The 13,196-nt window shown below is 38.7% G+C and carries 12 protein-coding genes and 1 riboswitch; of the genes, 8 read left to right on the top strand and 4 right to left on the bottom strand.

Annotated elements, in window-relative coordinates; all coding sequences use genetic code 11:
• Positions 1-155 precede the first annotated feature (155 nt).
• Positions 156-641 carry a BsuPI-related putative proteinase inhibitor gene (locus GPDM_RS04375; RefSeq protein WP_008429337.1) on the top strand — a complete coding sequence of 162 codons (486 nt, stop codon included), beginning with the start codon at positions 156-158 and terminating at the stop codon, positions 639-641.
• Positions 642-696: 55 nt separating this feature from the next.
• Here the strand turns inward: GPDM_RS04375 and GPDM_RS04370 are convergent, their stop codons facing one another.
• Together GPDM_RS04370 and GPDM_RS04365 are read right to left on the bottom strand one after the other, a co-directional pair.
• A complete protein-coding gene (locus GPDM_RS04370) occupies positions 697-1,596 on the bottom strand; it encodes a 5'-methylthioadenosine/S-adenosylhomocysteine nucleosidase (RefSeq protein WP_008429335.1) in 900 nt (299 codons plus the stop codon).
• A 126-nt stretch (positions 1,597-1,722) separates the two neighbouring features.
• Positions 1,723-1,825, bottom strand: a riboswitch (purine riboswitch).
• Positions 1,826-2,431: 606 nt separating this feature from the next.
• Positions 2,432-4,045: a glycoside hydrolase family 13 protein gene (locus tag GPDM_RS04365; RefSeq protein WP_008429333.1), complete on the bottom strand. Its 1,614-nt coding sequence runs from the start codon at positions 4,043-4,045 to the stop codon at positions 2,432-2,434.
• A 496-nt stretch (positions 4,046-4,541) separates the two neighbouring features.
• On the opposite strand from GPDM_RS04365, the gene GPDM_RS04360 reads away from it, so the two are divergent.
• Together GPDM_RS04360 and mug are read left to right on the top strand one after the other, a co-directional pair.
• Positions 4,542-4,748: a TM2 domain-containing protein gene (locus GPDM_RS04360; protein ID WP_008429331.1), complete on the top strand. Its 207-nt coding sequence runs from the start codon at positions 4,542-4,544 to the stop codon at positions 4,746-4,748.
• A gap of 15 nt (positions 4,749-4,763) precedes the next feature.
• Positions 4,764-5,270 carry a G/U mismatch-specific DNA glycosylase gene (gene mug, locus GPDM_RS04355; protein WP_008429329.1) on the top strand — a complete coding sequence of 169 codons (507 nt, stop codon included), beginning with the start codon at positions 4,764-4,766 and terminating at the stop codon, positions 5,268-5,270.
• A 38-nt stretch (positions 5,271-5,308) separates the two neighbouring features.
• Here the strand turns inward: mug and GPDM_RS04350 are convergent, their stop codons facing one another.
• Entirely contained in the window at positions 5,309-5,848 is a 540-nt protein-coding gene (locus GPDM_RS04350; RefSeq protein ID WP_008429327.1) for a DUF1697 domain-containing protein, read from the bottom strand.
• Positions 5,849-5,865: 17 nt separating this feature from the next.
• On the bottom strand, positions 5,866-6,825 hold the full coding sequence (locus tag GPDM_RS04345) for an Abi family protein (protein WP_039862858.1): 960 nt from the start codon (positions 6,823-6,825) through the stop codon (positions 5,866-5,868).
• A 281-nt stretch (positions 6,826-7,106) separates the two neighbouring features.
• Between GPDM_RS04345 and GPDM_RS16305 the strand changes: the two genes are divergently transcribed.
• The 5 genes from GPDM_RS16305 (at position 7,107) to GPDM_RS04320 (ending at position 13,186) form a co-directional block, all read left to right on the top strand.
• Positions 7,107-8,186 carry an S-layer homology domain-containing protein gene (locus tag GPDM_RS16305; protein ID WP_008429324.1) on the top strand — a complete coding sequence of 360 codons (1,080 nt, stop codon included), beginning with the start codon at positions 7,107-7,109 and terminating at the stop codon, positions 8,184-8,186.
• Positions 8,187-8,531: 345 nt separating this feature from the next.
• Complete coding sequence (locus GPDM_RS04335) at positions 8,532-9,863, top strand: sigma 54-interacting transcriptional regulator (RefSeq protein ID WP_008429322.1); 1,332 nt, start codon at positions 8,532-8,534, stop codon at positions 9,861-9,863.
• Positions 9,860-11,224, top strand: coding sequence for a YjiH family protein (locus tag GPDM_RS04330; RefSeq protein WP_008429321.1), 1,365 nt, complete (start codon positions 9,860-9,862; stop codon positions 11,222-11,224). The genes GPDM_RS04335 and GPDM_RS04330 overlap by 4 nt, the downstream gene beginning before the upstream one ends.
• 457 nt (positions 11,225-11,681) lie before the next feature.
• Entirely contained in the window at positions 11,682-12,011 is a 330-nt protein-coding gene (locus GPDM_RS04325; protein ID WP_008429317.1) for a PadR family transcriptional regulator, read from the top strand.
• Entirely contained in the window at positions 12,008-13,186 is a 1,179-nt protein-coding gene (locus GPDM_RS04320; protein WP_008429315.1) for a DUF2812 domain-containing protein, read from the top strand. Before GPDM_RS04325 ends, GPDM_RS04320 begins: the two co-directional genes overlap by 4 nt.
• Positions 13,187-13,196 lie beyond the last annotated feature (10 nt).

Genomic DNA, 13,196 nt, shown 5'->3' with positions numbered 1-13,196 from the left:
TTATAAACCCTATTCTACAGTGTGAGCCCCCCAATGTGTAGGCTGTCGGTAAAATATTCAGCTGATTCTTGCTGAGAACTGTAACTTTTTAGGCACTTTAACGTTCTTATGTGAAAGCAAGTTTCTAGTTTCTAACCCCATTAGGAGGAATTATGATGAAAAAACTTACCTGGTTCGGAGCTGTTCTGGTTTTATTGGCTGCCTTATTTTTAGCCGCTTGTGGAACCGAAAAAAGTAACGAAAACGATAATGATTCTGAAGAACCCAAGACGGAAGAAACCGAAACAAATGGCGAGGAAGTTGCAGAAATGAAATCGACCATTGAACAAATCAGCGACAATACTTATCGCTATAATGTGGTGAATGAAACCGGCGAAGCACAAACTTTTGAGTTTACGAGTAGCCAACGCTTCGACTTTTCATTAACAAATGACAGCGGCGAAGTAGCTTTTCTTTTCTCGTCTGTTAGTACGTATGCACAAGCCTTAGGCGAAGAAACAATCGAAGACGGAGATCAACTAAGTTACGACTTGGAAATTCCACCACTTGATCTTGAACCTGGAACTTATGAGCTAGCCGCTTGGTTTACTCCAAAACAAGGCAATATGTACAAAGTCACAACAGATCATATTGTAAAATAGGAAAAAGCATTCTCACTCTTATGTTGGAGTGAGAATGCTTTTTATTTTAGTGTATTTATTTACTTTCTAAAGTAGTAATATATTCTTTTACAACTTCATATACATATTCTTGATTGGCAGCAGCAGTGTCTGGATTATACGCGCCGTCGTTTGTTTTGTTGTTTGATAGAATACGAATTGCTAAAAACGGCACATCGTATGCTTTTGAAATCATTGCAGATGACGCTGATTCCATTTCTTCAACAGAAGTTTCAAAGTTTTCATGGAACCAATTAATGCGATCGACTTCGTTATTCCAAACGTCAGCTGAACCGATCGTTCCTTCAACTACTTTTCCTTGTGTATAGCTGTCTTTTACCTTGATGGCTGCCGCTAATAGCTCAGGATCTGCATCATAATAACGCGCTTTTTCAGCATTTGGATCTTCTCCAGCACTTCCTTCAGAAGCCATAACATCCATTGGCTTCCACTCTGTTGCTTCAATGCCTTCACCTTCTCCACGGTCTGCTGTTTTCATCGAACCGATATTAACTGTGCGTTCACCGATGACGATATCAAAAACGTTTAACTCTGGATCATGTCCGCCAGACGTACCTTGGTTGATGATAGCAGCAGGGTTGTATTTTTCAATCGCAATTGCTGTTGCAGCTGCTGTATTTTCCATCCCTTTACCTGTTTTTGAAACAATAACAGGATAATCGTTTACTGTACCGATATAAAATTCGTATGTAGATCCTGATTCTTCTATTTCAACATTTTCCAAACGCTCTGCGAACTTTTCAGCTTCGATTGGCATTGGACCTTGAATAAGAATTGGGCGCTTTGTTTCTTCTTTGTCTTTTTCTGTTTCGCTCGATTCAGTTGCTGAACTGCATCCCGCCAATACGATTAATACCAGCATGGCCATCATGGATACTAGCAGTTGCTTGCTAATAGCTGTTTTCATTTTTGTCATGTGAATTTCCTCCTAGATGTATGCTCAATTCGGCAATTGGACCAAAAAAAGGTCCAGGACCAGTTTCTACCAGTCGGACCTTTGGAGCCAAAGCATAAATTGAGTCGGAGAGTCTACACACGCCAAACAATTAAAACTTTAGCTCGTAGTCCGGTTCTTTAAAGGGAACCTGGTAGAAACATTCGGACCATATTACCGAATATATACGAGCGATATAATGTTTATCACTTGGCAACTATAACAAAGCGAAAAAAATCGGTCAACCCATTTACGAACATTTAATTATATTAAATGTAAAATAGTTCGTTTTTAAAGATTTTAAAGGTCCTGAATTACCTTTTTCCCAATGAAATACATCTTATTTATGTAATTCATTTATTTTTCTAACTTTTTCTCATGAGTAATTATTGAAGTGTAAACACATCTTAAATTCCACAAGTTGACTTATCGCAGCAAATACTCTATTGTTAACTACGCGATGAGCTCGTTTGCGTAAGACGGACAAGCACTCCTTTTAGGAACACGTTGTGGAGCGTGGCTTGGAACGCCGCAAACTATCGAAACCCACCTTGCCCTCGGGCAAGGTGGGTTTTTTCTGTCTTTTTGATGCGATTTTTTTGATTACACAAGGACTAATCAAGCTAGATTTGCGTTTGCTTGCGGGATGATGGGGTTTATTTGCGGTGTCGGATCGTTTGTTTGCGGGATATCGGATTTTATTTGCGCTATCTGTGAGTTTGTTTGCGCCATAGCGAGGTTTGTTTGCAAATTACAAAATTAAGCCTGTTTACACAAAAAATCTCCTCGTGCTCAAGAGCACAAGGAGATTTTATTTTTACAATTCGTACACGCGTGCTTCAAAAGGAAGCAGCTGTTTCGGATCAAGTTGCTGATAATTTTGTAATATGCAGTTTGCAGATTCCGGTTCATCCCAGTAACATGGATACTCTGTCAAATTGGTGATAACCAATATTGTTTTTTCTTCGTTCGTACGCGTATACGCATAAATCGATTCATGCCCCACGTCTTGGAGTTCATAGTTTCCGTAAATAAGAACATCATGCTGCTTGCGTAGCCAAATCATCTTGCGGTAAAACCAGAGAATCGAATGCGGATCGCGAAGCTGTGCTGCTACATTGATTTCTTCGTAATTTGGATTAGTGCGTAACCACGGTTCCGCATCCGAGAATCCAGCGTTCGGGCTGGCGTCCCATTGCATCGGCGTTCGTGAGTGGTCACGACTTTGCGCTTTGATGATAGTCATTACATCATCATGTTCCATGCCTTCTGAACGATTAAAGTGGTAAAGGCTATGGGTTTGGATATCATTGTAATGATCAAGTTCATCAAACGGTGCATTGGTCATACCGATTTCTTGTCCTTGATAAATAAACGGTGTCCCTTGCATGAAAAAGTACATGCAGGCAATCGCGGTCGCGCTTTCCCGCCAATATTGTTGATCGTTCCCCCACGAAGAAACAATACGTGGTTTGTCATGATTTTCAACAAATAACGCGTTCCAGCCGTGACCTTCGACAGCTTTTTGCCATTTGGTCAATACTTCTTTTAACTTCGGAACATCGATCCCAGTTGTCGAATCTGTATCCCATAAGCTCATACTTTCAAACTGAAACACCATATTGAATTTCCCATTATCCTCGGAAATCCACTCGTCAATGTCAGTTGCTTGAACGCCATTTGCTTCGCCAACTGTCATGATGTCATGTTTCGCAAATGTCTCGTCACGTAGTTCCGCAAGCAATGGCTGAATGCCTTTAACATTCATCATTTTTTCCCAAGCTGGAACATATAGGTTTTGTTCAGGGTCCACCACATCGCTCAACTCTTTTTTAATGTGACTAATGGCATCTACACGGAAGCCGTCGATTCCTTTGTCGAGCCACCAATTGACCATATCGTACAATGCTTTTCGCACTTCTGGATTTTCCCAATTTAAATCTGGTTGCTTTTTAGAAAATAAATGCAAATAATATTGTTTGGTTTCTTGATCGTACTCCCATGCTGAACCACCAAAAATACTTTCCCAATTGGTTGGCTCATCGCTCCAAATATACCAATCGCGTTTGTCGTTTTCTTTTGAAGCGCGTGACTCCATAAACCACGGGTGTTCATCACTTGTATGATTGATTACCAAGTCGATGATTAACTTCATCTCACGGGCATGGACTTCTTCAAGCAAACGATCAAAATCTTCCATTGTTCCAAACTCATTCATAATGTCTTGATAATCACTGATGTCGTAACCATTATCGTCATTCGGCGATTTGTACATTGGGCAAATCCAAATTACATCAATCCCGAGATCTTTCAAATAATCCAACTTACTCGTCACACCATTTATATCGCCCACACCATCATTATTCGAATCCTTAAAACTTCTTGGATACACTTGGTAGGCAACTGCTTCTTTCCACCATTTTCTACTCATAACTCATCCCTCACAAAGACCCCAGGCACCCTTCCGATTAAACCGCCTTACCAGCAAATTAAATCTGAAAACCTTCGAGTGTCTATTTCAACTTTTATCTATTCCAACATCCAGCAACATTTTTTCAGAAAATTAATTTCAAGTTGATAGTGTAGCAGAAATCGCAAAAAATTACCAAGACAATAAACCGAAATTTTTATGGACTTTAGATGATGTGACCACCTTCTTCCGTTTTAATATCTTTCAGTATAACCGCTATAACAACAATAAAACCTAAATTCTCTTAATATTTTAAAGTTTTATAAATGATAACGGTTTCATTTTTTAAAAGCATGAATTATGACTAATTACCCTACCTAAAAATATCCATTGTTAATTATTAGTGATACTTAAATAATAATGGGTATGTTGGAAGCAGTGAAACAATATTAATTTTTATCATTAAAATTTGCGAAAGAGGGAATAGACTAGAATAGAAGCGAAAGGATGAGGAATAATGAAAAGCAAATTAGCAGCCGGACTACTCGGCATATTTCTTGGAGATTTTGGGGCACATAAATTTTATTTAGGCAAACCGGGTATGGGTATTCTCTACTTACTGTTCTTTTGGACAGGGATACCCGCAGTTATTGGATTGATAGAAGGGATTTTATATCTTCTGCAATCTGAAGAAAGCTTTCAAGAAAAACACGGCAGACGCTAAAGGGGGCTTTATACTTTGCAACTAGAGCCGATTCCTGATCATTTGCAAAAAGACTTGAACATCTTGTTTGTCGGATTTAATCCGAGCATCCGCTCTTCTGAAACCGGCTTTCACTACGCTAATCCAAACAACCGGTTTTGGAAAATCCTCTATGAAGCTGGATTAACTCCTCGGAAATACCGACCTGAAGAAAATCGTGAACTGCTAAAACTGGGTTTTGGTTTAACGAATATTGTGGCACGCCCAACTAAAGAAGCAGCGGAAATTTCTAAAGACGAATACGCAGAAGGTGCCAAATTGCTAAAAGAAAAAATTAGGCAGTTTCGTCCAAAAGCTGTTTGTTTTGTTGGCAAAGGCGTATATCAGCAATTTAGTAAAAGAAAATCCGTATCATGGGGCGTCCAACAACATTCAGTTGTCCCAGGTGTTATTGAATATGTTGCACCTTCATCGAGCGGTTTAGTACGGATGAAATTGCATGACATTGTCGAGATTTATAGTGGTTTGAATAATTATCGTTAAAAAAATCCCGACTTCTTTTCCAATAGAAGTCGGGATTTTCATGTGCTTGCTAATAACGCCGCGAGTTTTCTCACCGTATTTACATTACGAACTGTTATACGCCGGTAAAGAGCCGTTCCTACGATTTTGCTTAACCCACTCTTTGTAACCAAATCTTTATCAACCGACCAAAGAATTGCCCCCGGTACGTATTTGACACGGTCAATGTCCGGTTTGATGGTTAGTTGATTTACTACTGATTCGTCGTCTACATCTTGCCATAAAAACAATACATCGCTTTTCATGTGTTGATCGTTTGACCAGTTTTTTGGAACCGATTGTGCAATTTCAAGAAACTCCGCTGAGCTATAGATTAATACGTGAATCTGCAAATCAAAATGACTAAGAATCGCTTTTCCTAAAATTTTTGCTACAGTTTCTTTCGAATGGATTGTTGAAGTAAAAACGACATTTCCAGAATTGATATACGTAGTAACTTTCGTCATGTCCGCTTCTTCAAATACTTGTTTTAGCTTTTTCATTTCTACTTTGTTTTTTCCACCTACATTAATGCCTCGCAACAATGCCACATACTTCATTAGCGTCCCCTTTCTGATTATCTATTAAATCCAGCATCTTTCATAATTTTTGTAAATGCTCTTGTCTGAACGGACGCTTCAAGTTCTTGGATTAATTGACTTAGCTTTTGTGAAAACTGATCGTAATCACCTTTTGTTGATGTCAGTTTGACTAGTGATAGCAATGAAAAAACTGTAGCACCACTTAAGCTGCCTTTGTCCATCTTCAATCGCGTCTCTAATGCATCTAGTTCTATCGGGTGTGTTAGGTGATAACGGTATAGTATTTCTTCATGAGCTGATTTATTGCGATATGGAAAAACAATGCGCAAAATAGCGTCTAACTCCGTCGCTTTCAAAGTCATCGACTCGTATTGTTCGCTGTATTCCTGAGCAAAATCACTGGCAATTTGCTCACGCAATTGTTCATCAATAACCGTATAAAAATGTGTAATCTGACCAAGCGATAAAAAGTTAACTAAAACCCAAAGCGGTACATCTTTGTGTTTATCGTAAAACTCTCGAATGGCTGGATATCTTACTTTGTCGCGTTTTTTATGGCTTTTGATTAAGTTGGCAAGTGTCGATATAATTCGATCTCGTTCATGATGATATTGGTTATCTTCACTATAATTGCCTGGCTCTAGAAAACTACCTGCTTCTTTAAATTTTTCAGAAAAGCGATAAGCTAACTTCGACTTTATATTTTTTTCGAACTTTAATAGTTCATTTAATACTAACATTCGTAAATCTCGATCAAAACGATGCAACGCATAAATGTGATTAAACTCAGTCTCTTTTTGATAACGTTCTAAACCATACGGGTTTACCTGAATATCGTGTTCAAGAAAAGGTTCTTTGTAGCCATCGATTAACGCATAATAATTTTCGCGCGATAAAATTCGTGTTGCTGCAATTTTATCAGTTATTTTCAAACCACGTTTCTCTAGTATTTCTAGCTGCTCTTCGTGAGTAGCAAAATCTTTCACATTTCTCATCCTTTGCATATTCTTCTTATTACTAACTGTAAGTGAAGCAGTACTTTTAATAAATACTTATCTCTAGATAAAAGTTAATTCAACAAAATTCAGTGGACACAAACAAATTATTCCCTAGAAAAATTTCTCTTTCCGAAAACTGCTTTCTTTAAAGTTTCTCTGTTACTCTTCCCAAAATATGGGTATGTATACAATAAAGAATAGTTGCTACTGCTGCCACTCTAGTTGAAAACGACCTTCGTTGCTAAAGGCTGTGAATCGAACGTGGAGGAGTGAGCAAGTTGAAAAAGGTATTGGCCATACTTTGTTTCACCTTAACTTTGTCGTTAGCATTTCCTGTTGCCGCAGCTTCTGATTTACCAAAAGCTCATCCGTTTTACGACGAAATCAATTATCTCATTAACCGCGATGTGCTAAGAGGATACCCCGATGGTACGATGCGCCCTGATGTAGGCGTGACACGTGCAGAAGCAGTTATTATGATTGGCCGTTTAAAGGGATTCGATAGTAAACAGCGCGCAACAAATTTTTCAGATGTCCCCGCTTCCCATCAAGCAAGTGGATATATCGCAGCCGCAGCAACAGCAAAGTTAATCAATGGTTATCCAGATGGTACTTACCGTCCAAACAACACGATCACGAGAGCTGAAATGACGTTTATCTTGTCGCGCTTGTTTGTTGTACCGTTTCGTGCAGGTGTTAGCTTTACAGATATCTCGCCGAATATGCCTGTCTATGAACCTATTCAACAAATTCTAGCAGCAAATATCACCATTGGTTATCCAGACAAAACGTTTCGGCCCAATGAAAAAGTAACGCGTGGGCAGTTTTCTGCATTTTTAGCACGCGGCCTTGAAGCTAGATTTAAAAATGACGCAACCATTTCACAATCTTATTTACGGGATAAAACAAAGTCTTACGTTTACAATACCGAATATGGAACAGAACGCCATGTCTACAATTATGTACCTACACGCTACGGATTGGAAATGGGTTTTGTTTGGAGTATCTATCATGATGATGGTTCTTTATTAACAGATACATTAGAGTTGGAAACGCATGAAACCTATACATTTGGCCTGCCCTATTCAGAGTCGTACATGGAATTAATGTATCCAGTGAAAGTTGGGCAAGCTTGGTATACAGATACCGAATATTCAGCTCCACGTGTAATCACCAAGACTAAAGTAACTGTAAAAACTGCGTATCAAACGTTTACCAACGCTGTAGAAGTAACGGTCGCTCCTAACCCTAAGTTCCAAGAAAAAGGGCATGTTTATTATATGGTTGAAAGGTTCGGCGAAGTTAAATCAGTAGATTTCGATGGTACCGTTACAAAAGAATTGATAGCTATTGAATGAAGTTGTTACTAAAAAAGAAGTCACCCAAATCAATGATATTTGATTTTGGGTGACTTCTTTTTTTCTGGAGTTACGAGTCTATACAACACTTATGTATAATGACTCACTCGAGTTGTCAGAATATTCTCTTCCAACAAGTAACACCCCACATATAAAATTTATAAAAATACCTTTCACCTCATAAGAATTACAACTCCACTAATTTTTAAAAAATTGTATTTATAAAAAAATACTCTTCCATTCTGCTTATAGCTTAAAGTTATTTAAAAATAATATAAATAAACCTTGTAATTTGATTATTCAATAATGTATAGTCTATACAAGAATGAATAAAGGAGGTTAGTAATGAATACTTTATTTCTACTTCCCAATACTAATGAAGAAATTATCGAAACGTATGATGAAGATATTATCGTGACTACACGAGAAGGACGCATCATCAAAGCTTCCCCGCGCAGTGGCGAAGCTTATGGTGTGGCGGCTGAAGAATTACTCGGGAAATCTGTTTATGACCTAGAAGCAGCAGGTATTTTTTCTCCTGCTATCACCCCTCTCGTATTGAAACAAAAGAAAAAAGTGGTCATCAGACAAAATACGCCTTCTGGAAAAAAAGCGTTGATCACGGGCATTCCGCTTTTTAACGATAGCGGTGAAGTGGATTTTGTTGTCAGCTACTCGTATGACATGTCCCAATTGATGGTCATGAAAGAATACTTAGTAAATCTAGAATCGGAAATGTCTAAAGTTAAAAGAGAGCTTGCTCACCTCCGCAACCAGCAACTTCAAGTTGAAGGGTGTGTTATGGAAAGTCCTTCATCAAGCCGCGCACTTCAAACTGGCATTAAAATGGCGCAGCTCGAAGTACCTGTTGTGATTTACGGAGAACCTGGCACCGGCAAAACGGCATTGGCTAAATTTATTCACTCACAGAGCAGTCGACAAGGTGCCGCTTTTATCGAAGTCAATTGCAGCGCAGTCCCTGAATCGGTGTTTGAAATTAGCTTTACAGGATTAAATGGCGAGGGCTATATGAATTTAGCTGCCGGCGGAACACTTGTACTGAATGAAATTGAACAGCTTTCACCTGCTTCACAAGTAGCGTTATTGAAGATTTTGCAACAACCACACACTGCGCGTGTAATCGCTATTAGCACCTCTTCAATTGAACAAGCTGTTACTGAGGGAAAATTTCGCGAAGATCTGTTTTATTTCCTACATTTAGCTTCCATTGAATTGCTTCCGCTAAGAGAGCGACCCGATGATTTAGATCAGACTATTAGTCGTGTAGTAGAAGAGTTAAATCACAGATACGCTCAACAAAAATCTGTATCCGATGATTTATATTTTCATTTGTTGCAGTTGCCATGGAAAGGGAATTTCCGAGAATTGGGCAACGTGTTAGAACGTAGCTTTATTGAAAGTGAATCTGAATTCATCACACTCGACGACCTTCCCATCACCTATCAACCTGATCATGACGAACGCATTGGTTTTGAACTTCACGGCCAAACGCTTCCGCACATTCTGGAATCGGTTGAAAAGAAAGTAATACTGAACGCACAAAAGCGCTACCGGACGACAACTGAAATGGCAAATATTTTAGGCATTAGCCAACCATCCGTCGTTCGCAAACTAAAAAAATATACAGACATACCTATTGGGGGGGAAATTATATGACTATGCTACACAGCGAAAAAAAGACAATTGAATCAATTGATACGTGGAAGTTTTTAATACCTTCTATTATCGGAGCATTGCTCTTCTTATGTCCTATTCCTTATAACGGAGAAATAACGATTGGCGTCGGGATTTTAGCGTCATTCTTATTAAAAACGTTCGGCGATATCATTCCTGCATTTATTGTTATCTTACTTGGTTTTTCAGCACTGGCGAGCGTACTGGCTACAATCACAAAGCCAGAATTTGTTCAAAACTCACCCTTTTTAAAGAGCACTTTCATTAACGGAGCTTTTGGGCTTCTTGTTCGCATATTGGCATTTGCTTTTGGATTTATGGCATATTACAAAATGGGTCCTGAAATCATTTCTTCTAGAGCAACAGGAGGCGTTGTTCTTTATGACCTTGCGCCTGTGTTGTTAACATGGTTCTTATTTGCTGGGATTTTGTTGCCTCTACTCGTAGAATTCGGGTTGATGGAATTCGTTGGAACTTTACTAAACAAATTCATGCGCCCTGTCTTTACTTTACCTGGCCGTTCTTCTATCGATGCAATGGCATCTTGGATGGGCGCTGCACCTGTTGGGGTACTGGTTACAATGAAGCAATACGATGAAGGTAACTATTCTGGACGGGAAGCTTCCGTTATTGCAACTACATTTTCAATTGCTTCTGTTGCGTTTAGTTTGGTTGTCGCAAATGTTGTCGGTATTGGCCATTTGTTTCTTCCATTCTATGTGGCTGTATCAGTTGCTTGCTTAGTAGCAGCAATTATTATGCCACGTATTCCGCCATTGTCTCGTAAAAAAGATGAATACTATGCACCAGTTGGTAAACAAGTTGATGATACGATCCCTGAAGACGCATCACTATTCCAGTGGGGATTTGATGAAGCACGACGTAAAGCTAGCAGCGCGGCGAGCCCGAAAAAACTTGCGAAAATGGGAATTGAAACAGTTCTTGATATTTGGTTAGCATTAATCCCACTCGTTTTTGCACTTGGTACAACCGCTTTGATCGTGGCAGAATACACGCCGCTTTTCAAAATTATTTCTTACCCACTAATTCCTGTACTTACGATGTTCGGATTGCCTGAAGCTGCTGAAGCAGCCCCTACTTTCCTAGTTGGGTTTGCAGATATGTTCTTGCCAGCCGTACTTGGTGGTGGCATTGAAAGCGAACTAACACGCTTTGTTCTTGCAGGTGTTTCGTTAACGCAAATTATTTATATGTCTGAGATCGGTATTTTGATTTTACGTTCAAATATTCCTGTTAAGTTCTGGGAACTGGCAGTGATCTTTGTTTTACGCACGATCATTACACTGCCGATACTTGTGTTGTTCGGTCACCTATTTGTATAAATAAGAAAATCCACATCTGATATAACGGATGTGGATTTTTTAATTTTTAACTCATTAAAAAATCCGCATGATAGCATGCGGATTTACTATTTTGTACTCACTTTGCCCAATGATGGAAGAAGAAATAGGACATGATGAGCACGATCATGATGGCCGAGATAACAAGCATAGGCACAAAACCAAAAGTGGTTTCCATAGAAATTCCTCCTCCTTTACCCTCATCATACTCGCTTTTAACGGAATGTCAAAATATTAATCCGAACATTCTGTCATTAATAATTTGTTAATGCAATGGTTCACTTTGGGCTCCTGCTTTTTAGAAATGTTTTTTATTTTCATGTACTATCTTCAGAAAAGTTAACAGTCTTTCGATTTTTAAGTTTTCCAAAAAAGTTAAGCATTATATGTCACGTCGTGATATAGTCAAGGTGTGACATATAGAAATGGGGTACTATCAATGGATATACAAAAAATGTTGAAAAAGTACGTCCCTATGACGGAAACTGCTTTTTACATCTTATTATCTTTAACCACACCTCGTCATGGCTACGGCATTATTAAGCACGTTGAAGAACTCACATCAGGTCGGCTTATCTTGGGATCTGGCACTGTTTATGGGACCTTAACCAAAATGCAAAAAGATGGCGTGATTGTCGTATTCGCAGACGAACAACGAAAAACGGTTTACGAAATTACCGATACCGGCAAGCAATTAATGAACCAAGAAATTCAAAGACTAAAAGAGTTACATCAAAATGCACTGACTTTTGAGGAGGATTTCCAATGAAGAAAATGTACAGACCTTTTTGGAGCTACGATGTTGAAAAAACCGAAGAATGGTTGTCACAAATGGAGAACAATGGCCATGTCTTTGAAAAGCTGAACCGATGGACGCGCTGCTTTTATTTTAAAGAAGCTGTTCCTGAATCAAGAATTTATCGAATTGCTTACGATAAATTTAAATCGCCTGCACTTGCCCCTACTTTGCAAAAAGAGGGTTGGAACGTGGCTTCGCTGGCCGGAAAATGGCAAATTGCGACGAACCGCCAACCTGCGGAGACAATTAAAAACTCTCCATCTAGAGATGGTGTTATTAAGCACAATCAAACAATTACATACGTGTTTTTTGGACTTTTATTTTATTTACTATCTGTATTAATCGCTCCCATTTCACTAGCATTTTCATATCTTTTTACAGACGAAGCCATTGTTATAGAAGAAAGCCCTTACTGGATAATTACGTATGCATTCTTTGCGTTAGTCATTAGTTTAGTTGCGATTGGAATTTACTCGATTACCAAAATCACAAAAACAAATAAAGATCTTAGAGGCCGAATTGCTGTAGAGACTCTTTCAAAAAGCAAAAAACTCAACAAACAGGAAGAAAGGCAACTGAAACATTCAGGACGGCGGGTAACCAAAATTCGATTAGCTTGGATGTATTCTCCTGATAAATTGGAAAGCTGGCTAGAGTCTATGGAACAACGTGGATTCAATTTGTATCACGTCAATCGAATCGGCATGATTTTTCACTTTACAATGGGCGAACCACGTTGCGTAGCATATAAAGTCGATTACCAACGGCAACCACCTGCAAGCTATTTCTCCATTCACAAAGAAGCTGGTTGGTCTAATTGCTTCCACTCCATTTCGAATTTTGAAAACTGGACAATCTGGAGTCAAGAATATTCACAAGATCAAGAGCGCCCACAATTGTATAGCAATGATTCAAGTCGAATCAACCAAGCTAAAAAGATGGTCTTTACGTATACTGTCTTCTTTTTACCTTTTACCCTTTTGTATCTATACTTTCTTGTTAATAGCTTCCAACATGAAACAGCAATATCTCAATGGGTATCATGGGGAACTTTTGCATTTATACTGTGTATCACTATTTACGGATCTTTATTAGTTAAATTATGGTCGTATTATATCCGTTTGAAAAAATGTGCATCTGCTTAAAAAATGAACA

Origin of the sequence: Planococcus donghaensis MPA1U2 (assembly GCF_000189395.1) — a bacterium.
Taxonomy (GTDB): domain Bacteria; phylum Bacillota; class Bacilli; order Bacillales_A; family Planococcaceae; genus Planococcus; species Planococcus donghaensis_B.
The sequence above is the reverse complement of the archived record's forward strand: the minus strand, read 5'-3'. Positions and strand labels throughout refer to the sequence as shown.

Coding starts and splice junctions, on each gene's coding strand:
- GPDM_RS04375 (WP_008429337.1), top strand. CDS start 156: ATGAAAAAACTTACCTGGTTCGGAGCTGTTCTGGTTTTATTGGCTGCC.
- GPDM_RS04370 (WP_008429335.1), bottom strand. CDS start 1,596: ATGACAAAAATGAAAACAGCTATTAGCAAGCAACTGCTAGTATCCATG.
- GPDM_RS04365 (WP_008429333.1), bottom strand. CDS start 4,045: ATGAGTAGAAAATGGTGGAAAGAAGCAGTTGCCTACCAAGTGTATCCA.
- GPDM_RS04360 (WP_008429331.1), top strand. CDS start 4,542: ATGAAAAGCAAATTAGCAGCCGGACTACTCGGCATATTTCTTGGAGAT.
- GPDM_RS04350 (WP_008429327.1), bottom strand. CDS start 5,848: ATGAAGTATGTGGCATTGTTGCGAGGCATTAATGTAGGTGGAAAAAAC.
- GPDM_RS04345 (WP_039862858.1), bottom strand. CDS start 6,825: ATGAGAAATGTGAAAGATTTTGCTACTCACGAAGAGCAGCTAGAAATA.
- GPDM_RS04335 (WP_008429322.1), top strand. CDS start 8,532: ATGAATACTTTATTTCTACTTCCCAATACTAATGAAGAAATTATCGAA.
- GPDM_RS04330 (WP_008429321.1), top strand. CDS start 9,860: ATGACTATGCTACACAGCGAAAAAAAGACAATTGAATCAATTGATACG.
- GPDM_RS04325 (WP_008429317.1), top strand. CDS start 11,682: ATGGATATACAAAAAATGTTGAAAAAGTACGTCCCTATGACGGAAACT.
- GPDM_RS04320 (WP_008429315.1), top strand. CDS start 12,008: ATGAAGAAAATGTACAGACCTTTTTGGAGCTACGATGTTGAAAAAACC.